At 71.0% G+C, this 22,998-nt stretch carries 22 protein-coding genes and 1 pseudogene; 11 read left to right on the top strand and 12 right to left on the bottom strand.

Translation table 11 applies throughout. The features are described from left to right. The first annotated feature begins 97 nt into the window (after positions 1-97). The 4 genes from C8263_RS00760 to C8263_RS00745 are packed head-to-tail and all read left to right on the top strand — an operon-like array spanning position 98 to position 1,993. On the top strand, positions 98-406 hold the full coding sequence (locus tag C8263_RS00760) for a PadR family transcriptional regulator (RefSeq protein ID WP_107136187.1): 309 nt from the start codon (positions 98-100) through the stop codon (positions 404-406). Further along, positions 403-951: a hypothetical protein gene (locus C8263_RS00755; RefSeq protein ID WP_107136186.1), complete on the top strand. Its 549-nt coding sequence runs from the start codon at positions 403-405 to the stop codon at positions 949-951. The genes C8263_RS00760 and C8263_RS00755 overlap by 4 nt, the downstream gene beginning before the upstream one ends. Continuing rightward, entirely contained in the window at positions 948-1,514 is a 567-nt protein-coding gene (locus tag C8263_RS00750; RefSeq protein ID WP_107136185.1) for a hypothetical protein, read from the top strand. Before C8263_RS00755 ends, C8263_RS00750 begins: the two co-directional genes overlap by 4 nt. A gap of 23 nt (positions 1,515-1,537) precedes the next feature. Beyond that, positions 1,538-1,993, top strand: coding sequence for a hypothetical protein (locus tag C8263_RS00745; RefSeq protein ID WP_107136184.1), 456 nt, complete (start codon positions 1,538-1,540; stop codon positions 1,991-1,993). Positions 1,994-2,051: 58 nt separating this feature from the next. Here C8263_RS00745 and sdaAA read toward each other — a convergent pair whose 3' ends face one another. Then, positions 2,052-2,942, bottom strand: coding sequence for an L-serine ammonia-lyase, iron-sulfur-dependent, subunit alpha (sdaAA, locus tag C8263_RS00740; protein ID WP_107136183.1), 891 nt, complete (start codon positions 2,940-2,942; stop codon positions 2,052-2,054). 181 nt (positions 2,943-3,123) lie between these two features. On the opposite strand from sdaAA, the gene C8263_RS00735 reads away from it, so the two are divergent. Then, positions 3,124-3,807, top strand: a complete 684-nt coding sequence (locus C8263_RS00735) for a histidine phosphatase family protein (protein WP_158263715.1) — start codon at positions 3,124-3,126, stop codon at positions 3,805-3,807. A 48-nt stretch (positions 3,808-3,855) separates the two neighbouring features. Here the strand turns inward: C8263_RS00735 and hutH are convergent, their stop codons facing one another. From hutH to hutU, 5 genes are all read right to left on the bottom strand, one after another. Further along, on the bottom strand, positions 3,856-5,358 hold the full coding sequence (gene hutH, locus C8263_RS00730) for a histidine ammonia-lyase (protein WP_107136181.1): 1,503 nt from the start codon (positions 5,356-5,358) through the stop codon (positions 3,856-3,858). A gap of 2 nt (positions 5,359-5,360) precedes the next feature. Then, entirely contained in the window at positions 5,361-5,777 is a 417-nt protein-coding gene (locus C8263_RS19160) for an SUKH-3 domain-containing protein (RefSeq protein WP_158263714.1), read from the bottom strand. A gap of 35 nt (positions 5,778-5,812) precedes the next feature. After that, the gene (gene hutI / locus C8263_RS00720) at positions 5,813-7,009 is read right to left on the bottom strand and encodes an imidazolonepropionase (protein ID WP_107136179.1); all 1,197 of its coding nucleotides are present in this window, start codon (positions 7,007-7,009) and stop codon (positions 5,813-5,815) included. Further along, entirely contained in the window at positions 7,006-7,914 is a 909-nt protein-coding gene (locus C8263_RS00715; RefSeq protein ID WP_107136178.1) for an arginase family protein, read from the bottom strand. The genes hutI and C8263_RS00715 overlap by 4 nt, the downstream gene beginning before the upstream one ends. 201 nt (positions 7,915-8,115) lie before the next feature. Then, positions 8,116-9,798: a urocanate hydratase gene (gene hutU / locus C8263_RS00710; RefSeq protein WP_107136177.1), complete on the bottom strand. Its 1,683-nt coding sequence runs from the start codon at positions 9,796-9,798 to the stop codon at positions 8,116-8,118. Between the two features lie 144 nt (positions 9,799-9,942). On the opposite strand from hutU, the gene C8263_RS00705 reads away from it, so the two are divergent. From C8263_RS00705 to C8263_RS19525, 3 genes are all read left to right on the top strand, one after another. Then, a complete protein-coding gene (locus tag C8263_RS00705) occupies positions 9,943-10,581 on the top strand; it encodes a TetR/AcrR family transcriptional regulator (protein WP_107136176.1) in 639 nt (212 codons plus the stop codon). Continuing rightward, entirely contained in the window at positions 10,578-11,822 is a 1,245-nt protein-coding gene (locus tag C8263_RS00700; RefSeq protein ID WP_107136175.1) for a glycosyltransferase, read from the top strand. Before C8263_RS00705 ends, C8263_RS00700 begins: the two co-directional genes overlap by 4 nt. 280 nt (positions 11,823-12,102) lie before the next feature. After that, positions 12,103-12,933: an IclR family transcriptional regulator gene (locus tag C8263_RS19525; protein ID WP_107136174.1), complete on the top strand. Its 831-nt coding sequence runs from the start codon at positions 12,103-12,105 to the stop codon at positions 12,931-12,933. 10 nt (positions 12,934-12,943) lie between these two features. Here the strand turns inward: C8263_RS19525 and C8263_RS00690 are convergent. The 3 genes and pseudogenes from C8263_RS00690 to C8263_RS00680 all read right to left on the bottom strand — a co-directional run. Next, positions 12,944-15,178: pseudogene (locus C8263_RS00690) on the bottom strand (EAL domain-containing protein); the annotation flags it as partial. Positions 15,179-15,370: 192 nt separating this feature from the next. Continuing rightward, a complete protein-coding gene (gene sdaAB, locus C8263_RS00685) occupies positions 15,371-16,036 on the bottom strand; it encodes an L-serine ammonia-lyase, iron-sulfur-dependent subunit beta (protein WP_107136172.1) in 666 nt (221 codons plus the stop codon). A gap of 158 nt (positions 16,037-16,194) precedes the next feature. Beyond that, complete coding sequence (locus C8263_RS00680; protein ID WP_107136171.1) at positions 16,195-17,655, bottom strand: lycopene cyclase family protein; 1,461 nt, start codon at positions 17,653-17,655, stop codon at positions 16,195-16,197. A gap of 144 nt (positions 17,656-17,799) precedes the next feature. Here C8263_RS00680 and C8263_RS00675 point away from each other — a divergent pair, with 144 nt between their 5' ends. Genes C8263_RS00675 through C8263_RS00665 form a run of 3 tightly spaced genes read left to right on the top strand, consistent with a single transcriptional unit; the run spans position 17,800 to position 19,506 of the window. Next, positions 17,800-18,696: an alpha/beta hydrolase gene (locus C8263_RS00675; protein ID WP_107136170.1), complete on the top strand. Its 897-nt coding sequence runs from the start codon at positions 17,800-17,802 to the stop codon at positions 18,694-18,696. Positions 18,697-18,745: 49 nt separating this feature from the next. Further along, positions 18,746-19,114: a hypothetical protein gene (locus C8263_RS00670; RefSeq protein WP_107136169.1), complete on the top strand. Its 369-nt coding sequence runs from the start codon at positions 18,746-18,748 to the stop codon at positions 19,112-19,114. Further along, positions 19,111-19,506 carry an inorganic diphosphatase gene (locus C8263_RS00665; RefSeq protein ID WP_233218557.1) on the top strand — a complete coding sequence of 132 codons (396 nt, stop codon included), beginning with the start codon at positions 19,111-19,113 and terminating at the stop codon, positions 19,504-19,506. The genes C8263_RS00670 and C8263_RS00665 overlap by 4 nt, the downstream gene beginning before the upstream one ends. Here C8263_RS00665 and C8263_RS00660 read toward each other — a convergent pair. The 3 genes from C8263_RS00660 to C8263_RS00650 form a co-directional block, all read right to left on the bottom strand. Next, complete coding sequence (locus C8263_RS00660) at positions 19,503-20,375, bottom strand: YajG family lipoprotein (protein ID WP_107136168.1); 873 nt, start codon at positions 20,373-20,375, stop codon at positions 19,503-19,505. The genes C8263_RS00665 and C8263_RS00660 overlap by 4 nt on opposite strands. 191 nt (positions 20,376-20,566) lie before the next feature. Continuing rightward, complete coding sequence (locus C8263_RS00655; protein ID WP_107136453.1) at positions 20,567-21,262, bottom strand: response regulator; 696 nt, start codon at positions 21,260-21,262, stop codon at positions 20,567-20,569. Between the two features lie 5 nt (positions 21,263-21,267). Next, positions 21,268-22,851 carry an ATP-binding protein gene (locus C8263_RS00650; RefSeq protein ID WP_107136167.1) on the bottom strand — a complete coding sequence of 528 codons (1,584 nt, stop codon included), beginning with the start codon at positions 22,849-22,851 and terminating at the stop codon, positions 21,268-21,270. Between the last annotated feature and the right edge of the window lie 147 nt (positions 22,852-22,998).

Here is a 22,998-nt window from a genome sequence, read left to right as displayed (position 1 = left end):
GGGCGCGGACGGTGAAGGGGGCTTCTGCTGGCCCCCTATTTCGCTCCTCCTTTAAAGACCACTTGACTTCAAAGTCTACATATGTTGTTTATAGAGCATGCCTCCTGTGCCCCACAGCAGTCCCCCCACCCGCGCCGTACTGGCCGCCCTGCAGGGGGCGTACCCGGCCCACACCTACGGCTACGACCTGAGCAAGAGCACTGGCCTGAAAAGTGGCACGCTGTACCCCATCCTGCAGCGCCTGCACGAACAGGGGTATCTGGACGCCCAGTGGGAGGATTCGCCGCACCCCGGCAAGCCCCCCCGGCACATCTACCGCCTGACGCAGACGGGGCTGGAACTGGCCCGGCAGCGCCAGGCCGAAGGGAAAGCCCCCCGCACCCGCACCACAGGAGCCCTGACATGAGTCCAGACGACTGGAAGGCTGGCATACAGAATGAAGCCCGCAGCGCCCAGGACCCCGCGTGGGCCCGCGACACCCAGCGGCATCTGCGCCACGCGGCCCTGCTGCGTCAGGCGCTGGTGGGGGGCCTGGGCCTGAGCCTCGGTGTGGCGACCAGCGCCGCTGTCACCCTGGGCACCCAGTGGCCGGTGATGGTGCGCGAAGCGGCCCGCAACGGTGTGGATACCCTGACCTTTCTGAAATGGAACGTCCTGGGCAACCCGCAGCCGGTGCAGACGATCACCAGCAGCAGCGATCCCCAATTGCCCGTGGTGGGTCTGCTGCTGGCCCTGTTTCTGGTGGCGGCGGTGGCGGCCCGCCTGCGCGTGCCCCACTGGGCGACGTTGCTGGGGGCGCTGGCCTCGGTGCTGACCATCTCTTCCCTGGGCAATCTGGTGCTGCCGGACTTTCAGGGCTTCCCGCTGTACCCGGTCACCGTGGCCCTGGGCGTGGCGGCCCTGGGGATTGTGCTGGGCCTGCCCTTCCAGGGGCGCCGGGCCCAGGCATGACCCCCGAAGACTGGCGCCAGGGCATGGAAAACGAGGCCCGCAGCGTGCAGGACGCCGCGTGGTGCCGCGAGACGCAGTGGGCTGCCCGGCGCGCCCCGGCCTGGGGCCTGCAGGTAAGCGTGTATGGCCTGCTGCTGGCCGGGCTGGGCTACGCCCTGACCGCCCTGACGGACCATGCCATTCGCTTCACGGTGCTGCGCGACTTCAACCCGGTGGGCGAGTGGGTGATGACCCGTCTGGGCTACACGGGGCTGTTCGATCTGGGCCTTTTCCTTCTTCCGGCCCTGCTGGCGGGCGTCATGGCCCTGCTGCGCTTTGCCCCGGGTGTGCTGACCCTGCTGGGCGCTCTGGCCTTTGTGCCCATGGGGACCGGCGCCTGGGTGTACAGGCGCACGCATGAAGGGCTGACCTTGCCCACCCTGAACGGCACCGAACTACTGAACCTGGGCGGTTACGCTGGCGGCTTTTCTGCAGAACGTCTGGTTGTAGGGGCCCTGCTGATTGGGGGCTGCGCTCTGGCTGGTCACCGCCTGCGCCGCGCCCTGCACCGGAACCCCGTATGACCCCCGAAGACTGGAGGCAAGGCATGGAGAACGAAGCGGCGTCGGTACAGGATTCGCGCTGGGCCCTGGAGACGAGACTGGCGGCCAACCGCTTCGGCTGGCGACAGGCCCTGAGTGCTGGCGTGCTGTTCGCCCTGCTGGGTGCCGTTCAGGAACTGCTGATTTCCCTGCTGCTCCGCGTCCACGGCTACAGCCTGCCTGAGCACCTGTGGATCGGCGTGCTGGCGGTGGCCTTCGTGCTGGGCGTTGGCCTGGGCCGGTGGCGCTTTGGGGCCCTGGAGGCCGGGGCCGGCGCGCTGGCCTACCTGCCCGGCGCGTGGCTGTTCGTGGTGGGGGTGCAGGCGCTGCCCGGCAGCCTCCTGGCCCTGCCCAACTCGCCGGCCTTTGACAACCACGATGTTTTTGCCCTGGCGGTGCTGGCGGCCCTGGGGGCCCGGCTGGGGCAGACGTGGGCACAGCAAGGGCGGGCCGCCCGGTAGGTTCACCTCAGGACAGGCGCCCGGACAAAGCCTGTCCGGGCGCCCGTCTGTTCCGCCCTTACGCCAGCGGCAGTTCGATCATGCCCCCAGGGCCTTCACGGTCCTGGCCCTCCATGCGGGCGGTCACAGCCAGCCCGGTGGGCGTCTGGGCCAGCCCGCCGTCGGCGGTTTCGCGCAGGGCGGCAGGCATCATGCGGCCCACCGAGGCCATGGCGCCCAGCACTTCATCGGGGGGAATAAAGGATTCTAGCTGGGCCAGGGCCAGTTGCGCGGCGCTCACGGCATGCACCGCGTAAAAGGCGTTGCGGCTCACGCAGGGCACCTCCACGTAGCCGCCCACCGGGTCGCACACCAGCCCAATGGTGTTCATCAGGGCAAGGCTGGCCGCGTGCACCGCCGCGCGGGGTGTGCCGCCCAGCAGTTCCACCACCGCCGCCGCCGCCATGGCCGCACTGGAGCCGATTTCAGCCTGACAGCCACCCGCCGCGCCCGAAATGAACATGCGCTTGCTGATGGCCTTGCCAATGCCCGCCGCCAGGATCATGGGGGCTACCAGCCGCTCGTCCTCGATGCCCAGGTGGTCGGCCACGCCGATCAGGGCGCCGGGAATTGTGCCTGCGCTGCCGGCCGTGGGCGCCGCCACGATGCGGCCCATGCGTGCGTTCTCCTCGTTCACGGCCATGGCGTAGGCCTGCACCCGCCTGAGCAGGGGCGCGCCCAGCACGTCCGGCGCGTCCCACAGGCCCTTGGCGTTCCAGCCCACCATGCCGGTGATGCTCCTGGCGTCGCTCTGCAGGCCACGCTCAATGCTGGCGCGCATTTCGCGGATGCGGCGCAGCATCTCGGCGCGAATGTCGTCGGGGTCCAGGCCAGTTTCCTGGCAGTCCTGGGCCAGAATCCAGGCCGAGGCCGGGGCGGGGGCATTCAGAATGTCGTCAAGCGTCGTCATGGCGTCCTTGGGCAGTGCAGGGCGGAGAGGGAGACAGGCCGGGAAATTGGGCTCTCATGGTACGCCGCCCCCTGTCTAGTCGAATACCAGTTGGGTGAAGATGTCCAGAGCGTGTGGACGGCCAGGAAGGGGTGCAGTCCTGCGCGGCGGCCCCTGCCAACCCGCCGCGCTAGGGTGGCCCATGAAGCTGCTGCTCATCCGGCATGGTCAGTCCGAGAACAATGTCATTGAGCATCTGCCGGACTACGCGCAGCGGAGACTGCCCGACCCGCCGCTGACCCCGCTGGGACGGAGTCAGGCCGGGCATACGGCGGCACATCTGGCAGCCCAGGCCCACAGCGTCACCCACCTGTACACCAGCCTGATGACCCGGGCGGTGCAGACGGCCGCGCCCTTTACGCAGGCGCTGGGGCTGCCGGCCCACGGGCTGGCCGCCGCCTACGAATACGGGGGGCTGACCACCGGGCCCGCTGGGCACTTCGCGCCGGTTCTGGGGCGCGACCACACCTCGCTGCAGGCCGACTGCCCCGCGCTGGTGTGGCCACAAGAGCTGACCGGCCAGCCCTGGGACGGCGGCGCCGAGGCGTGGGAAGAGGTGGGGTTTGCCCGGCGGGCCGCCGGGGTGCTGGCCGAGCTGCGCGGGCGGCATGCGGGCCCCGACACCCTGGCCCTCATCACCCACCACGATTTTGCCGGCGCCCTGATCCGCGCGGCCCTGGGCTGGTCCGGCGCTGGGGCGCTGCCCACCTTCCGGCTGGCCCACCTGTCCACTGCCCTGCTGAAGGTGCCAGAGGATGGCCGGCCCGGCACGCTGCACTGGCTCAACCGGGTGGACCACCTGCCGCCGGCGTGGGTCCTGCACTGAAAAGAGGGCGCCAGGCCAGCCACACCCGGCACTCCCAGGGGCAACCCTCTAGGCTTCCCGGGCCACGCGCAGCAGCTCGCCGCTGCGGACCATCTCGACGATCTTCAGCAGATCGGGGCGGTAATAGCGGTCGCTGGTCATGTTGGGAATCTGCGCGCGGATGTGCGCCCAGGCGGCCTGCGCGCCGCGCCCGGCGCGCAGTTGCTGGAAATCCAGCGCCTGGGCCGCGCACATGAGTTCAATGGCGACGACGTTCTGCACGTTTTCCAGAATGGCCCGCAGCTGCCGGGCGCCGTGGGCCCCCATGCTGACGTGGTCTTCCTGATTGGCACTGGTGGGAATGGTGTCCACGCTGGCGGGATGCGAGAGCACCTTGTTCTCGCTGACCAGGGCGGCGGCCGTGTACTGCGCAATCATGAAGCCGCTGTTCAGGCCGCCCTGCGGCGTCAGAAAGCCGGGCAAGCCCGACAGCGAAGGATTGAGCAGCTGCTCGCAGCGCCGCTCGCTGATGCTGCCCAGTTCGGCCACCGCGACCTTCAGCGCGTCGGTGGTGACCGCCAGCGGCTGCCCATGAAAATTGCCGCCGGACACCACCTCGCCCGTGTCCGGGAAGATCAGCGGGTTGTCGGTGACCGAGGCGAACTCCACGGCCAGCACCCGCGCGGCGTGGTCCAGGGCGTCCAGGCTGGCGCCGTGGACCTGCGGCGCGGCGCGCAGCGAATAGGCGTCCTGCACCTTGCCGTCCCCCACCAGATGCGACGGCGCGATCTCGGAATCTCGCAGGAAGGTGCGCAGTTCTGCCGCCACCGCCACCGCGCCGGGGTGGGGGCGCAGGCCCACCACATCGGGCTGGAAGGGGCGGTGCGAGCCGTACATGGCCTCCACCGTCAGGGCTGCCGCCAGATTCGCGGTGCCCAGCAGGGTGCGGGCGTCTGCCACGGCCAGGGCCAGCAGGCTGCCCATGAGCTGCGTGCCGTTGATCAGGGCCAGCCCCTCCTTGGCCTGCAACTGCACGGGGGTCAGGTTCAGTTCGGCCAGCACGTCGGCGCTGGGCCGCACGGCGCCGACGTACTCCACCTCGCCCAGGCCAATCAGCGCCAGCGCCAGGTGGGCCAGCGGCGCCAGATCGCCCGAGGCCCCCACACTGCCCTGCGCGGGAATGACCGGATGCACGCCCCGGTTCAGGAACGCCAGCAGCAATTCCACGACCTCGGCCCGCACGCCGGAATGCCCCAGGGCCAGCGACTGCGCGCGCAGCAGCAGCATGCCGCGCACGACCTCGGTGGGCAGCGCCTCGCCCACCCCGATGGCGTGCGAGATGATGAGGTTGTGCTGCAGCTGTTCCAGGCCGCTGCGGGGCACCTGCACGTTGGCAAATTTGCCGAAGCCGGTGTTCACGCCATACACGGGCGCGTCGCCGTCCACGATGCGCTCGATGACCGCGCGGGCACGGGCGATGCGCTCACGCGCCGCCGGGGCAAGTTCGACCCCTTCACTGCCGCGCACCACGGCAAGAAACTGATCGAGGCTGAGGTGTTGATCGAGAATCACGACTATTCCTCCAGACGCTCATCTGCTCGCCGCTGCGCAATCTGCAAGATGAGGGTTTCAATAGTTGAAGGGCTGTTGGGAAAGAGAGGTCCAAACTGTCCGTTGACTGAGCAAAAGACTCGTCCGTCATCACGTAAGAGGAGAGGAACCCAGCCAGCCGCGAGTCCAACAGGAAACAGCCGGTGCTCTTGACGGGCAGCGATCAATTCAGGATGGCTGAGAGAGCTCTTTGGAATATCGCGCCAGGCTCCGATATACAGTTCTGCATCCGCTTGCGTGGAAAAACCGCTGAAAACATCTAAAAACTCCACTGCCAGAGGAAAGAGAAGCCAACCAAAGTCTTTCGTCTCCTCTGCCTTTTCCAAGGCATTGGAGTGAGGAAACAACTCCCAGTTCTCGGCACTGACTGCTTCCCGCACTGCGTCAGTGAGAAAGGGGGACAGAGCCGGGAGAATCACCTTTGCCCACCCACCCAGACCTCGCGCACCGGGTTGCCGCCCAGGACATAGGGCAACTCGCGCCAGTCGGGGCCCTGCAGGGCCAGGAAATCGGCACGCTGGCCGGGGACCAGGGCGCCCCGGTCGCTCAGGCCCAGGGCGGCGGCGGCGTTCACGGTGGCGGCGGTCAGGGCTTCGGCGGGGGTCAGGCGGCACAGGCGCACGGCCAGCGCCAGGGCCAGCGCCGTGCTGAACACGGGGGACGAACCGGGGTTCAGGTCGGTACCCACCGCCACCGCCCCGCCCGCGTCAATCAGCGCGCGGCCCGGGGCGGCCGGCAAGCCCAGGTGCAGGGTCACGCCCGGCAGGATGGTCGCCACCGTCCCAGAACCTGCCAGGGCGGCAATCTGCGCCGGGCCGCTGGCTTCCAGATGGTCCACGCTCAGGGCCCCCAGCTCGCAGGCGAGTTCGGTGCCGCCGATGGCATGGAACTGGTCGGCGTGCAGCTTGAAGGGCAGGCCGTGGGCCCGGGCCGCCCGGAAGATCGCGCGGGTTTCCCGGGCCGTGAACGCCTCCTTCTCGCAGAATACGTCCACGGCAGAGGCGAGGCCTGCCTGGGCCACATCTGGAATCAGCTCGTTACAGACCGCCTGCACATACTTGGCGCGGCCCTCGGTGGGGGGCACGTGAATCAGCAGGGTCGGCACCAGGGCAAAGTCGGCCTGCAGCGCGCGCACCGCTTCCAGCATCCGAAGTTCGGCCCCGAAGTCCAGGCCGTAGCCGCTCTTGACCTCCACGGTCGTGGCGCCGGAGGCGTGCAGGGCCTGCAGGCGGGGCCGGGCGAGGTTCACCAGTTCGGCCACACCGGCCGCGCCCGTGGCACGCATGGAGCTGCGAATGCCGCCGCCGCGCGCCAGCAGCTCTTCGTAGGGGACGCCCTGCACCCGCGCTTCAAAATCCGCCAGCCGGTCCCCCGCCCAGACCGCGTGCGTATGGGGGTCCACCAGACCGGGCACCACGGCCACGCCGCCCAGATCATGTTCGTGGGGGGTGCCGGGGGCCTGCGCCCTGTCCCCCACCCAGCGAATGACGCCGCCAGAGACCAGCAGCGCGGCGTCTGGAATGACGGTCAGCTCACGCATGGCCGCGCCGCGCTGGACACCAGCCCCCGGCGTGACCAGCTGGGCAATATTCGTGAACAGCACCTCGTTCACGCGAAGACCTCACACAGCGTTTCCATGACCAGCCTCGCCATCAGCAGCTCACTGCGCCCCGTGGGGTCGAGGTTTGGGGCCAGTTCCACCACATCCAGGCCCACCACCATGTTGTGCCGCGCGGCAGCCGCCAGCACCGCCATCCCCTGGGCATAGGTGAAGCCGTCGGGCTCCGGGCTGCTGGTCCCCGGCACCACGCTGGGGTCAAAGCCGTCCACATCCACGCTCAGGTACACGTGCTGGCCGCGCGGCAGCCGGGCCAGCACGCCGTTCAGGTCCGTCTGCACGGCTGTCATGGGCACCAGGGCGTGGCCCCGGGCGCGCGCCGCCGCCACCGCTTCGGGGTCAAAGCGCAGGCCCCGCAGCCCCACGGTGGTGATGTGCACCAGATTGGGCAGCGCCTCGGCGGCCCGGCGAAAGGGGCTGGAGTTGCTGAAGCGGGTGTCGTTGCGGGTGTCGGTGAAGTCCAGGTGCGCGTCCAGCTGCACCACATGCAGCGCTGGCACATCGTCAAAAGCACGCAGCAGCGGGAAACTCACGCTGTGGTCGCCGCCCAGAAAGACCGGCAGCCGGCAGCGCGCCCGCACCTGCCGCGCCGCCTGGGTGATGCGCTCGCGGGCCAGTTCGGGTTCCAGGCTGGGCAGCACCACGTCGCCCGCGTCGGCAAAGGTGATCCCGGCCAGCCGGGTCACGCCGTCCAGGCCGGTGAAGGGCGGCACGCTGCGCAGGCTGGCTTCCCGCAGCGCACGCGGGGCAAAGCGCGCGCCGGGCCGGAAGCCCAGAGCAATATCAAAGGGAATGCCCAGGGCCGCCACATCGGCCGTCCAGTCGCCGCCGGGTTCCACCAGCGGCGCGCGGGCAAAGGTCGCAATGCCGCCGTAGGGCAGGTGGGTGGGTGCGCTCATGCTTGAGCTCCAGTGGCCACACGTACCCTGCCCCCGCAATCAAATCCACATTTCAGGCCATGAGCGGGGCGCTGCGCATCCCCGTGTCGTCCCTGGGCCTGACCCTGAACGACTGGGACGCCAACGTAACCCAGTGGGCCTGAGTTCTGCGCCCTGCGGCCAGCGCTCCCCGCCATCTGCCATCGGCCATCCGCCACCGGCTTACTTCCTGTCCTGAATGCCCAGGCTGGGCAGGTCCAGGCCGCGCTCACGGGCCACGTCCAGCGCCAGGTCATAGCCCGCGTCGGCGTGGCGGATGACGCCCATGCCGGGGTCATTGGTCAGGCAGCGCGAGAGGCGCCGGGCGGCGTCCTCGGTGCCGTCGGCCAGGGCCACCAGCCCGCTGTGCTGCGAGAACCCCAGGCCCACGCCGCCGCCGTGGTGAAAGCTCATCCAGGCCGCGCCAGACGCGATGCCCAGGCCAAAATTCAGCAGTGGCCAGTCGGAAATCGCGTCGCTGCCGTCCTTCATGGCCTCGGTTTCGCGGTAGGGGCTGGCCACGCTGCCGGCGTCCAAATGGTCGCGGCCAATCACGATGGGGGCCTTCAGGCGGCCGTCGGCCACCATCTCGTTGAACAGCAGCGCGGCCCGGTCGCGCTCCTTGTAGCCCAGCCAGCAGATGCGCGCGGGCAGTCCCTGAAAGGCGATCTGGTCGGCGGCGTAGGTCAGCCAGGACTGCAGGCGCTCGTCCTGTGGGAACAGCGCCAGCAGCGCGCGGTCGGTGGCGTAAATGTCCTCGGGGTCGCCGGAGAGGGCCACCCAGCGAAAGGGCCCCCGGCCCTCGCAGAAAGAATCGCGGATAAAGGCGGGCACGAAGCCGGGGTAGGCAAAGGCGTCTTCCACCCCCGCCTCAAAAGCGCGCTGGCGCAGGTTGTTGCCGTAGTCAAAGGCCACGGCGCCGCGCGCCTGCAGCGTCAGAATGGCCCGCACATGCGCGGCCATCGCCTCGTAGGCCCGGCGGCGGTACTCCTCCGGCTGCTCGGCGCGCAGCCGGGCCGCGTCCTCGTCGGCCCTGACCGGCGGAAGGTAGCCCCACATGGGGTCGTGGGCGCTGGTCTGATCGGTGATCAGGTCCGGGGTCCAGTTCATGGCCACCAGTTGCGGCACCAGTTCGGCGGCGTTGCCGGGCACGCCGATGGACCGGGCCACGCCCTGCGCCTTGTACCCTTCGGCGCGGCGGATGGCGTCGTCCAGATTGTCGGCCACCTCGTCCAGGTAGCGGGTGTCCAGGCGTTTCTGGATGCGGGTGGGGTCAATCTCGATGGTGATGCTGACGCCCCCGGCCAGTTTCACCGCCAGCGGCTGCGCGCCGCCCATGCCGCCCAGCCCGGCGGTCACAGTAATGGTGCCCTTCAGGCTGCCGCCAAAGTGCTTTCTGGCCGCGCCCGCAAAGGTTTCATAGGTGCCCTGCAGGATGCCCTGGGTGCCAATGTAGATCCAGCTGCCGGCCGTCATCTGGCCGTACATGGTCAGGCCCGCCTGATCCAGCTGGTCAAACGTCTCCCAGTTCGCCCAGTGCGGCACAAGGTTGGAATTTGCCAGCAGCACACGCGGCGCCCATTCGTGGGTTTTCAGGACTGCCACCGGCTTACCGGACTGAATCAGCAGCGTCTCGTCGTTGTCCAGGCGGTCAAGCGTCTCCACGATCTTGTGAAAGGCAGGCCAGTTGCGCGCGGCCTTGCCCCGGCCGCCGTAGACCACCAGGGTCTCGGGGTGCTCGGCCACTTCAGGGTCAAGGTTGTTCATGAGCATGCGCTTGGCCGCCTCCTGAATCCAACCTTTGGCGGTTTTCTGGGAACCACGGGGCGCACGAATAACAGGGGCCGGCTCGGCAGTCTGGGTCATGGGGACTCCTGGGGAGGGAGAGGCGAACAGGGGAAGAAGGTAGAGGCATCCTCTTCCTTTCACGCAGCCCCAGCAAGGTCACTTTCCGCCTTTGCCGGAAATGGAGCGCTGGTTGGCAGGCTCAGAGTCGGTTACAATGAATGAGTGATCGCTCATTCACCCAATCAACCGAAGCCCGCCCGGGCCGCGCCGCGTGCTCCTGCAGACCCAGAACGGCGCCGTGCCATCCTAGCTGCCGCGCAGCGCGCCTTTGCCCAGAAGGGTTTTCACCGCACCACCATGCGCGATGTGGCGCGCGCCGCCGGGCTGGCCGAGGGCACCCTCTACAACCACTTTGACAACAAAGACGCGCTGCTGCTGGGGCTGTTCGAGGCACTGGGTGAACAGACGCGCGCGGCGCTGGACCCAGAGGCGCTGGCCGGGGCCGACCTGCGCACCTTTCTGCACACGCTGCTGGCCGCGCCGCTGGGGGCTCTGTCGGGCGAGAATTTCGCCCTGTTCCGCGTGATCGTCTCGGAGGCGCTGGTGCGGCCTGAACTGGGGCGGCCGTTCGCGGCGGGACTGGCACAGACCGCGCAGTTGGGGGCCCAGGCCCTGGAGGAGCGGCTGGGTCCAGACCACCCGCCGCTGCTGCACACCGGGCTGGCCCTGGTGCTGGGCCACGTGCTGGCGCAGGCGCTGCGGCATGAGCCCCCCGGCGCCGACTGGAGCGCCCTCCTCGAAGAGATCACCGGGACCCTGTTGAGCCAGGTTGAAGCCGGACACCCCCAAGGCCCCACGTGAACCTCACCCTGTTTGCCATGGGCTCGCAGGGCGACGTGCAGCCCTACCTGGCGCTGGGGGCTGGCTTGCAGCGCGCCGGGCACCACGTTCGCGTGGCCGTGCCTGAAAACTTCGTGCCTCTGGCCGCCGCCGCTGGCCTGGAGGCGGTGGCCCTGCAGGGCAACGTGCAGGCCCTGATGGACCAGCCGGAATTGCGCGCCCTGCTGGCCCGGGGCAACATGCTGGCCATCAACCGCTATACCTCGGCGGCGGCGCGGGCGGCGGCGCCCGTGTGGGCCCAGCAGGGCTTGCAGGCGGCCCAGGGCGCCGACCTGCTGGTGACCGGGCTGGGCGGGCTGGCCCACAGCGTGGGCGAGAAACTGGGCCTGCCGGTGCTGGAAGCCCCCGTGGTGCCGCTGACCCCCACGCGCGACTTTCCGGCGGTGCTGCTGCCGGCCGGCATGTCCCGGCTGGGCGGCTGGGCGAATGCCCTGAGCCACCGCCTCGTGCGCCACATGATGACGCAGCAGGGCCGCCCCGCCGTGGTCCGGCAGACCCTGGGCCTGCCCCGGCGAGCGCCGCGCACCCGCCGCTGGCCCACGCCGCCCACGCTGTATGGGGTGAGCCCTCTGGTGGTGCCGCGCCCGCGCGACTGGCCCGCGCACGTGCACCTGACCGGATACTGGTTCCTGCCGGAAGCGGCCTGGACCCCGCCGACCGGCCTGGACGCCTTTCTGGCCGCTGGCCCACCGCCCGTGTCTATCGGCTTTGGCAGCATGGGCCTGCGCGACCCGGCGGCCACCACCGCGCTGGTGCTGGGCGCCCTGGCACAGACCGGGCAGCGCGCCGTGCTGCTGAGCGGCTGGGGTGGCCTGGCGTCGGGCGAGCTGCCCTCCCACGTGTACGCGGCCCCTCCCCTGCCCCATTCGTGGCTGTTTGCGCGCGTGTCGGCGGTGGTGCATCACGGCGGGGCAGGCACCACGGCTGCCGGACTGCGCGCCGGGGTGCCCAGCGTGCTCACGCCCTTTTTTGGCGATCAGCCGTTCTGGGCCGGGCGCGTGCGCGCCCTGGGTGTGGGCCCCGCCCCCATCCCGCAGCGCCGCCTGACCCCGGACCTTCTGGCCGGGGCCCTGCGCCAGACCCAGGAGGGGGCCCTGCGCGAACGCGCCGCCGCCCTGGGCCAGCGCCTGCGCGCCGAGGATGGCGTGGCCGAGGCCGTCCGCCACATTGAAGCCTATGGTCGCGCCCTGGGCCACCGCTGAGGGAAGGAAGGGGGTGAAGGGCCGGCGGTGTGGTGGTGTGGCGAACCCCCCTCACCCCTCAGCGGAAGGTTGGAAAAGCCTTGCGCTGGGCTCCACTGTTTTTGAAAGGAGAACTTGCCGGATTGCACCAAGCCCTCTTGTCCCCATCACCGCCCGGGTCCAGACGAAGCGGCCGAACGTGGCTCCACCCACTCGGGGACAGCCCCTCTGCGGGGCAGCTGTGCGGGTCCGGGGCACCCACACCTCGGCCCCACACCGCCCCCGCCGCTACCATACCCCTATGCCCCGAACCCTCTCCACCGTGCAAAGCGCCGTGCGCCTGCTGGAGCTGTTCGACGCCGACCACACCGAATGGACCCTCTCGGCCCTGGCGCGGCACCTGGGCCAGCCCACCTCCACAGTGCACGAGGCCCTGGGCACCCTGACCCATACCGGGCTGCTGCGGCGCGTGGGCCGGGGCCGCTACCGCCTGGGCTGGCGGCTGCTCAAACTCTCCAGCGCCCTGTACGGCAGCCTGCCCTGGTACGCCCCGGCCCACGACGCCATGGAGCGCGTGGCGCGGCGCACCCACTGCCTGGCCTTTTTGTGCGTGCTGGACGGCGAGCGGGTGCTGTGTGTGGCGCGCAGCGTGCAGGGGCGCGGCGGCCCCCCCGTGGCGGGTGAACTGGACTTTGAACTGCCCGCCCACGCCACCGCCAGCGGCAAGCTGCTGCTGGCCCTGGCCGGGCGCCCCCTGCCGCTGCAGGCCCCCGCTTTCACCCCCCAGACGGTCACCACCCCCGACGTCTGGGCGCGGCAGGCCAGGGAGATTCGCGCGGCGGCCCTGGCCCAGACGCACGACGAGTGGGCGCCCGGCACTGGCAGCCTCGCCGTGCCCATCCGGGGTGAGGGCGGCGCGGTGCTGGCGGCGCTGGGGGTCAGCCTGCCCAGCGGGCACGGGCGCGGCCACGAGGGCCTGCTGCGCGCCCTGCGCGACGCTGCCGACGAGGTCAGCTGGGCCTTGGGCTTCCGGGGGGCAGGCCCTCGCCGGGCAGCAGGGCCTGGGCCTGCGCTTCAGGCAGGGGACGGGCCAGCAGAAAGCCCTGCACATGGTCACACCCCAGACCCGTGAGCAGGCGGCGCTGCGTGTCGTCCTCCACGCCCTCGACCGTCACGGTCATGTCCAGGGTGTGGGCCAGCTGAATCATGGCGCTCAGCAGGGCCGTGACGCGCTGGCTGGCCGACGTGGTGAGGTGACTGGTAAAGGAGCGGTCAATCTTGAGCTGATCGAACGGCAGGGCCTGCAGCACGCTGAGGCTGGAATAGCCGGTGCCGAAATCGTCAATGGCCACCTGCACGCCCAGGGCCTTGAGGGCCCGGATGTGGCCCAGGGCCTGGGTGAGGTCGCGCATGACCAGGCTTTCGGTGAGTTCCAGCACCAGCTGGCCAGCCGGCAGGCCTGTCTCGCGCAGCGCGCCCTGCACGTCGCCCACGAAGGTGGGCTGCTCGAACTGCATGGGCGAGACATTCACCGACATGCACAGCCCCCGCTCGGCAAAGCGCCAGCGCACCGCCTGCGCGCAGGCCTCGCGCAACACCCACGCGCCTATGGGCAGGATGGCGCGCGACTCCTCGGCCATGGGAATGAACACGGCCGGCGAAATCAGGCCGCGCGTGGGGTGGTCCCAGCGCAGCAGGGCCTCGAAGCCCACCAGCCGGGGGCCCCCCAGGGCAAAGCGGCCCTGGTAGTGCAGCCGCAATTCGCCGCGTTCGTGCACGCCGCGCAGCTCGCGTTCCAGGGCGCGGCGCTCGGCGGCCTCGCCCATGTCGGCTTCAAAGTGCAGCACCTGATTGCCGCCCGCGTGCTTGACCCGGTACATGGCGGTGTCGGCGTGCTGCTGCAGGGCCTCGGCGTCCTGGCCGTCGGTGGGGGCCACCGCGCAGCCCACCGACGCCGTGATCTGCACCGTCTGGCCCTCAATCCGGAAGGGCTCGGCCAGCACGCTCAGCAGCTTGGCCGCCACGGCGCGCGCGTCCTGCACGGCCGAGACGCGGCGCAGCAGCACCGTGAATTCGTCGCCGCCAATGCGCCCCACGAGGTCAGAGGCGCGCACCACCCCTTTCAGGCGCCGGGCCACTTCCTGCAGCAGCACGTCGCCCGCGTGGTGGCCCAGGGTGTCATTGACCTGCTTGAACTTGTCCAGGTCGATAAAGATCAGGCCCAGGTACTCGCCCCCCTGCAGGGACTCCAGCGCCTGCTGGGTGCTGTGGCCAAAGTGGGCGCGGTTGGCCACGCCGGTCAGGGGGTCGTGGGTGGCGCGGTGCAGCAGCACCTGCTGGGTCTGTTGCAGCGCAGAGTTGGCCTGCGCCAGTTCCACGTTGCGCAGCCGCTCAATCTCGGCCTCGCGCTGCAGCAGTTCCAGGCGAATCTGGGCGGTCAGCAGCTGCGAGCGGCTCTCGACCTCGCGGGCATGAATCTGGCGTTCCAGGTCAAAATGGGCCCGCGTGTAAGTCAGGGCGGCGGGGTGGTCGCCCTCCTGCTCGCACAGGGCCGCCAGCAGCGCCAGGGCCTCGGTTTCCAGGGGCCGGCTGCCCATCTCGCGGCTCAGGGCCAGCCCGCCCTCCAGCAGGGGCCGGGCCTCATCGGGGCGGCCCAGAGTCAGCAGCGCGCTCACCACACCCAGTGTCAGCTGGCAGATGTTCTCCTGGTCCTGCTGGCGCCGCGCCTCGGCCAGGCCCTCCTGGGCGGCGTTCAGGGCGTCATCGGAGCGGCCCAGGGCCAGCAGCGCCCGCACCACGTTGCGCTGAATGGTGCCCAGCCAGCGCGGCGGGCAGTGCTCCAGAATCAGCGGCAGGTGTTCTTCGGCCAGGGCCAGCGTCTGCTCATACTCGCCCAGCTGGGTGTGAATGGCGATCAGGTGCGTCATGGCCGCGCCGCGAAAGGTGGGGCTCAGCGTCTGGGCAATGCTCAGGGCCTCGCGCACCGCGTCCAGGGCCTGCTGCAGGTTGCCGGTGTCGGTGTACAGGCTGGCCAGATTGTTCAGGGCCCGGAATCGCCCCGGGTCGTCGCCCAGCTGCTGGGCCAGGCGCAGGGTCTGCAGAAAACAGTCAAAGGCGCGGTCGTATTCACCCAGGCGGTGGTGGGCCAGCGCCAGCCCGTTGATCAGGCGACATTCCAGGTCCAGCGCCTGGACCGACTGGGCCAGCGCCAGCCCCTGCTGCGCCAGGGCAATGGTCTCGCGCGGATCGCCCAGGTAAAAGGCGCAGCCGCTCAGCAGCACCAGGGCAAACCCCTGGGCCCAGGGGTCGCCAGCAGCCTGCGCCTGGGCCAGCAGCGTCCGCACAGTGTCGCGCGTGTGCTCGGGGGTACGGTACATGCCCTGTTCCAGGGCGCGCAGCCGCTCGCGCAACCCGGCGTGCGGGGCCGCGCCACAGGCCGCTTCCGGCGGGGGCACGTCGCTGGTGGGGGGCAGGGCGGGATTGGTCATGGCAGGGACAGGCGCAGCCGGGGCCACGCTGCGGCCACCATAGGGCGCCGCCTACCACAGAATCCTCACACCCCCCTTCCTTTAGCCGTCCATCAGTTTGGGCAGCAGCCGGACCCAGTGCATGTCGGGCCAGCGGCCCAGAAACGCCAGCGCCTCGGGGCTCAGGGGCTGGTCCAGCTCAATGGCCAGCAGCGCCTGCCCGCCGCGTGTCTGCCGGGTGCAGGTCAGGGTGGCAATGTTCACGCCGTCGGCCGCCACCGTGCTGGCCACCCGGGCAATCATGCCCACGGCGTCCGGGTAGCGCAGCAGCACCGTGGGACTGGCGCCGCTGAAATTCACGCCCAGGCCCTGCACCTGCGTCACCTGAATCACGCCGCCGCCCGTGGAACTGCCCTGCACGCTCAGCTCGCCCTGTTCGCCCTTCACCTCCAGGCGCGCGGTGTTGGGGTGCACATCGCCCAGATCGGCGTCGTGGAATTCAAAGGCCATGCCGGCCGCCTGGGCCTGCTCGAAGGCCTGGGGCAGGCGCTCGTCGTCGGGGCGGTAGCCCAGCAGCCCCGCAATCAGGGCGAGGTGCGTGCCGTGGCCGCGCCCGGTCTTGGCAAACGAGGCGTGCAGGCCAATATGCGCCTGCCGGGGGGCCTCGCCCAGCAGGTGGTGGGCCACCAGCCCCAGGCGGCACGCCCCCGCCGTGTGGCTGCTGCTGGGCCCGATCATGACGGGGCCAATCATGTCGAGAAGGGACATGCGGCGAGTATAGGCGGGAGAAGGTGGGCGGTCCGTGTGGGCGCGGCACAGCATAGCCGGGGCCCCCTCAGACCAAGCGGCCGAAGGGGGCGAAGACGGCTTTGCAGATGCTGACTGAGGTGCTGGGCAGACGCGAGGAATCCCCCGCCCTGCCGACCTTACTCGGGGCCGCCGCCCAGGTTCTCGCGCAGTTCCCGCACCTTCTCGGCCAGATCGGCGCCCTGGTCCAGGCCGTTGGCGTCGGTGCTGCCGGTGGCGCCCTGCATGCCGTCTTCAATCACCTCGTGCTGGTCGGTGTCCTCGTGGCGGCGGATGGTGTGGTCGGCGTGATCGGGGTTGGTCATGGGCCCAGGGTGGCGTGCCCAGCCGGCCTGTGGATGGGAAGGCCCAGAAGGCCCCTTCAGAGACGCTGCCAGGGCCTGCACGCTGGTGCCGGGCTGCGCCAGCGCCGCGCGCGCCAGCGGCAGGCGCACCCGGCCCGGCAGCGCCGCGAACAGCCGCAGCATGGTGCGCGCCAGCGGGCCCGCCGGGGTGTCGGGGGCCAGAAAGGCGCGCCACTGGGCCGGGGGCAGCGCAAAGAATGCTCCAAAAAAGGCCGGCAGGGCCTGGGGGGGCAGGTTCAGCAGGGCCTGCACCCCCAGCAGATGCACCGCGCGCGCCGCCCGGCGCTCCGGGGACCACAGCGCCGCCCAGCCGGCCGCGTGGGGGTCGGCGCCCGCCCGCAGCGCCCCGGCCAGGGCCCCGGCCACCTGCGGCGCCATGTTCAGCGCCCCGGCCACCTGAAAGCCGCTGATGGGATGCACCAGCCCGCCCGCCGCGCCGTAGGCCAGCGGCCCGGACGGCGCGGGGGCCGCCGCGTTCATGGGAAAGGCCACCCATTCCTCGGTCTCGGTGTGTGCCAGTGGGGTGCCCTGGGCGGCCAGGCGGGCGGCCAGACGCGCGCGCAGCCACGCGCGGCTGGGCGCGGGGCGCGCAATCAGGCTGGTTTCCTCCACGAAATAGCGGTCGCCGCCCAGGTGCATGGCGTACAGAAAGGTGGCGTCTCCTTCCGGGCCGTGGGGGGTGCGGTAATCCATCCAGACCATGCTGCCGGGCGCGCACGGCGGGCGGGCAAAGCGGCCCACCACCCCGTACGCGGTCTGCAGGGCCGCGCCGCCGGGGTGCTGGGGCCGGCGCAGGGCGGGCGCGTGGCCGCTGGCGTCCACCACCACCCGCGCGGGCCAGTGCTCGCCCCCGGCGCCGTGTACGGTCCAGGCGTCTCCTTCCCGCTGCGCCCCTCTCACCTGCCCCACCGTCCAGGTGAGCGCGTCGCCTGTGCGGTCCAGCAGCGCCCGCAGCAGCCGCGCGTTGTCCAGCAGGCCGTAGGGCCGCAGCAGCGGGGTGGGGGCAGGGCCGGTGTACACCCGCACGTCGCTCCATACCTGCGCCGCGCACCCCTGTGCCCAGGCCGGCAGGTCGTCCAGCCACGCGCCGTAGGTGGGCGCAGGAGTGCGCGGGGGGTGGGGGGCCACCACGCGCACGCTCAGGCCCTGCGGGGCCAGCGCCGCCGCCAGGGCCAGGGCCGCCGGGCCACCGCCAATCAGCAGCACATCGGTCACAGGCGGGGGCGCTGGCGGCATCCCCGGCAGGGTAGCGCCCGGGGGCCGGCGCGGAGTGTGCGCCCGCACGCAGGGGCCCGGTCCGGCAAAGCATGGAGAACGGCTCAAGACAGAGTGTGCCCGCCGCCTCACCCGTGGCCGCCCGCCCCCTTTAGGCTGCCGGGCATGACCCGATCTTCCCGCTCCCTGCGCGCCGGGCCCCGGCGTTCTGTCCTGCTGGGCGCTGGCCTGCTGAGTGCCGGCCTGCTGAGCGCCTGCTCGCCCCAGAACCTGCAGGGCAGCCTGAACCGCGCCGTGCCCCTGTCTGGGCTGACCATCACCAGCAACGTGCGCTACGGCCCCGATGCCCGCAACCTGATGGACGTGTACGCCCCGCAGAACGCCGTCGGCGCCCCGGTGGTGCTGTTCATTCACGGCGGGTCCTGGGAGGGCGGCGACAAGGAAGGGCACACCTTCGTGGGCGAGTCGCTGGCGCGGGCCGGCTACGTGACGGCCGTGATGAACTACCGTCTGGCGCCGCAGAACCGTTACCCCACCTATGTTCAGGACGCCGCGCAGGCCCTGCGGGCGCTGCGCGAACAGGCCAAGACCTTTGGCGGCAACGCCGAGAACCTGTTCGTGATGGGCCACTCGGCCGGGGCCTTCAACGCCGTGGAGGTGGTGGTCAATGAGCGCTGGCTGCGCGAGGCAGGCGTGCCCGTGTCCAGCATTCGCGGCGTGATTGGTGTGGCCGGGCCCTACTCCTACGATTTCCGGCAGTTCGGCAGTGCCCGCGCCTTCCCCGAGGGCGCCACCCCCGACGAGGTGATGCCCGACCGCCACGTGCGCCCCGACGCCCCGCCCCACCTGCTGCTGGTGGCCGAAAACGACACCACCGTGTATCCGCAAAACGCCCTGAATATGGAAGCGGCCCTGAAGCGCGCCGGGGTGCCGGTCACGCGCACGGTGCTGCCCCGGGTCAACCACATCACGGTCATTGCGGCCCTGGCCCGCCCGCTGACCTTCCTGGGCGGCACCCGGAAAGCCACGCTGGACTTTATCGAGGCCCGGCGCCTGCGCTGAGGGACCGGGGGCAAGGCGCGCCCTGGGTCCATGCTCTAGAGTTGCCCCCATGCGCGCCCTCCTCCTGTGCCTGCTGCTGGCGCCCGCCCTGGGCGCGTGCCGCTACAATTTCGTGCCCCTGATTCCGCCGCAGATCGAGCCGCAGCTGCCCGCCCGCATCACCCAGGCCAGCCTGACCCGCGACGGCGAGACCCTGCGGCTGCAGGCCCAGGTGGACGGCCGCTTTGAACCCGGCTACCTGGGGGTGGCGTGGTTTAACGGCGCGGCGCCGCTGGGCACCGACAGCGTGTATCTGGACGCGGCGCAGCGCCGGGCCACCTTCACCCTGCGCGCGCCGGAGAAGGGCGCCTACCGCGCGGTGCTGTCGTTTGGCGGCGCCGTGCTGCGGCAGGTGGAACTGTACGAGGTGCAGCCTTGAGCGCCCCCCGGGCCTGGCGCGGGGTGGTGGAATGGACCGCCGGCACCCGCGAGCGCTTCGTGTGGCGCGGCGCGGCGCTGGAAGTGCTGCGCACCGAAGCCCAGGCAGCCCCGGTCAATTACGGCTGCCTGCCCGGCACCCTGAACCCCGCCGACGGCGCCGAGGTGGACGCGGTGTGGCTGGGCCCGCCCCGGCCCGCTGGCGAGCAGATTGAAGCGGCCCCCAGCGGGCTGCTGCACCTGCAAGACGGCGACCACAAGGTGATTTTTGGCGCAGCAGAGGCAGCCCCAGAGGACCTGCAGCGCCTGCTGCGCTGGTTTCCGCCTGAACGCGGCGCGCAGGTGCTGGACGCCGACGCCGCGCAGGCCTGGCTGGCCGGGGTGACGGGTTAGGGAGCGGCCGGCTCCCACTCGCTGGCCAGGGCGGAAAGCCGGGCCGTGACCCAGGCCAGCGCCTCGCTGCCGGGGCGGGTGACGGCGCTGTGGTCCTCGCGCGCCGAGACGAAGCGCTCAATACCGCTGCGCCCGCCGTCCAGGCGCACGTTGGGCGCCAGCTCGAACAGGTAATTCACCGGGAACCCCTGGGCGTCCAGGGTGGGCAGGCGCTGGCTCTGCACCTCCAGATTCACGCGCACGTTGGGCCACACCACATCCTTGCCGCTCACGCTGCGGCCCACCACCCGGAAGGTGTCGCAGGCTTCCAGCAGGGACACAGGCAGGTTCAGGTCACGCGCAAGGCGGCCAAAATCTGTTGCCCAGGCCAGACAGATGCCGTCCAGGTCAATCTGCACGTCGAAGGTGACCTGGGGGTTGACCCGCGCGAGGTGATGCAGCCACGCCGAACCCTGCGAGTGGCCCAGCAGCACCAGCCGGGGCGGCCGGGCGCCGCGCAGCCACGTGGCTGCCAGCGTGTTCAGGTCGGCCTGCAGGGCGGCAAAGCCCCGCTGGGGCGCCGGCACCAGCGCAGAGGAAAAGCGCGCCTGCGGATGGCTGGCGTAGCCCGCCACCTGCACCCGCAGGCCCTGGGCACTCAGCACCTGCGCCACGCGGTCCACCGTGCCGCGCGAGGTCAGGTAATCCCAGTTGTCGTGCGGGGCCTCGCAGGGCACGCCGCAGCGGCCCGATACACTCAGCAGCACCACGTCGGGCACCGGCCCGGCCAGATTCAGGGCCGGCGTCTGCGCGGGGCGCACCGTCAGACGCGGCGTGCACCCCGCCAGCAGCGCCATGAAGACCAGAATCAGAACACGTCGCGCCCGCATGGGGTCCCAGTGTAGGCAAGTGCACGTGCGGACATTGGGCGCCCGGTCCAGGTTGAGGGCAAAGCGGAAGGCTCATACGGACTGCCGTCCGTTTCCAGACATCCGCATTCTTTCCTGTTTCCTCTTGTCAGGACGATTCCATCATGTGTAACGGAATGTTTCGGAACTCGTATCAGGGGGCGCTGGCCGGCTCAGCCGCCGGCCCCCCCCGGCGGCAGGGCGCGGTACAGCTTGACCGGGCGCCCCGCCTGTCCGTACTGGTGGTCCAGGGCGGCCTGCCCGCTGCGCACCAGATGTTCCAGATAGCGCCACGCCGTCACCCGGCTCAGGCCCACCCGTTCACCGATCTCCTCGGCCGTTACGGGCCCGGCACTGACGCCCAGCGCCTGCGCCACGCGCTCCAGGGTGTGTGGATCAATGCCGCGTGGTAGCGGTCCAGGGGCCGGTGGGCTCAGCCCCAGCAGCCGGTCCAGGCGGCCCTGGTCCAGGCGGCTGGCCGCGCCCGGGCCCGGCAGGCGGCGCGCGCGGTGCCGGGCAATCAGGTCGGCCAGCCGGGCCCCTGTGAACGGCTTGATGAGGTAATCGAAGGCGCCGTGGGCCAGCGCCAGGCGCACGCTGGCCTCATCGTCGGCAGCGGTGATGAGCGCCACGTCGGTCATGCGGCCCAGGCCGCGCCAGTGCCGCAGCAGGCCCAGGCCGCTGCCGTCGGGCAGGTGGACATCCAGCAGGATCAGGTCCGGGTTCAGGGCCTGGGCCAGCGCGTCGCCCTGGGCACAGGTGGCGGCGCTGCCCACCACATGTACGTCCGGGTCACGTTCCAGCAGATCGCGGTTCACGCGGGCCACCCGCAGGTCATCTTCCACCAGCAGCACCCGCACGCGGGCCACCGGGTTCACGCCTCCCCCCGGGCCGGCAGCTGCGGCGCCGGCAGGCTCAGCTGAAAGACGGTGCGGGCCCCGCGCCGGGTGTGGCGCACCTGCCCGCCCAGCGCGGCCACCCGGGTCACCACGCCGTGCAGGCCGTAGCCCCGGCCCTCGCCCTTGCTGCTGGCGCCCTGGGTGTACAGCGTACCTGACAGGTTCTCAGGCACCCCCGGGCCCGTATCTTCCACCTCCAGCTGCATGCCCTCCGGGTCCTCGCCAATCAGCACGGTCACCTGCCCGGGCGCGCCCGCCAGGGCTTCAAAGGCGTTCTCGGTCAGGTTGCCCACGGCACTCACCAGTGTATCGGCATGCCGCTCCCAGACCGGGCCCAGGCTGCTGCCCTCGGCCACCTGAAACTCAATGCCCAGTTCCTGGGCCCGCTCACGCTTGCCCGCCAGCAGCGCCACCAGCCGGGGCACCTGCACGTCACGCAGCAGCTGCCGGAACTGGGCGTCGGCGTGAATCTCGGCGTTCAGGACCCGCAGCGCTTCCTCGCCCCGGCCCAGTTGCAGCAGGCCAGAGAGCACATGCAGGCGGTTCTGGTATTCGTGCGTCTGGGCCCGCAGCACGTCCACGAAGCCCCGGGCGTGGGTGAGTTCCTCGGCCAGGGCCAGGGCCTCGGCCCGGTCGCGGAAGCCCGCCACGAAGCCGCCGCCCTCCAGCGGTTCCAGGTTCACCAGCACGGGTTGACCGCGCAGCCGAAGCTCCAGATTCTGGGCCCGGCCCGGCGGGTGCGCGGCAGTCAGTTCGGCCAGTTCCGGCCACAGGGCCGTCAGCGGCGCCGGGGCGCCGGCGCCCCCCAGCAGGCTCACGGCCCGCGCACTGGTCAGAATCACCTCTCCGGCCCGGTCCACCGCCAGCACCCCCTCGCGCAGCGCCGCCAGCACCGCGCGCTGCTGCTGCGCCAGGGCCGCAATCTGTTCCGGTTCCAGGTTCAGAATCTCGGCGCGCAGGCGCCGGGCCGCCCACACGGCCCCGGCACTGCCCAGCCCCAGCGCCAGCACAAACCAGGGCAGCAGGCTCACCAGCGCGCCCTGCACCAGATGCCACACCTGCGGCATCAGGTAGCCGGTACTGACCACCCCCACCACCTGGGTGCCCGGCACCCCGCCGCGCCACACCGGCACCTTGCCGCGCACACTCAGGCCCAGGCTGCCGCGGGCCACACTGACCACCTCGCGGCCCGCCAGGGGCAGCGTGTTGTCCCCGCCCTCCATGGGCTGCCCCAGGCGCTCGGGCAGGGGGTGCGCCAGCCGGATACCAGCGCGGTTGCCCACCACGATGAAATCGGCCTGTGCCTGCGCGCGCAGCCGGTTCACCTGCGCGTTCAGGGCCGGGTTCTGGGTGCCCGCCTGGGCGCCGCTCACCACCAGCGGCAGCTGCGCCACCAGACGGCTGGCGGTCAGGGCCCGTTCGCCCAGCCGCTCGCGGGCCTCGCGGTACAGCTGCGCGGTCTGCACCAGCACCAGCAGGGCCGTCATGCTGCACAGCACCAGCAGGTGCAGGCGCACCAGGCGGCCCTGCAGGTTCGGGCGGCGGGAGAAGGGCAGCATGATCGTGTTCCGAAGTGTAAGGGCTGGGCCCGCCCGGCCACCGGGTTTCGTTCACTGCGTTCACAGCGGTGCATTACGTGCGCACCATCCTGCGTGCAGCACGCAAAAAACCTCTTGTTCACAGGGCAGATCGGGCGTAGCGTGACG

The sequence above is a fragment of the Deinococcus arcticus genome, assembly GCF_003028415.1.
Taxonomy (GTDB): Bacteria; Deinococcota; Deinococci; order Deinococcales; family Deinococcaceae; genus Deinococcus; species Deinococcus arcticus.
This window is presented reverse-complemented; position numbering and strand designations above follow the sequence as displayed.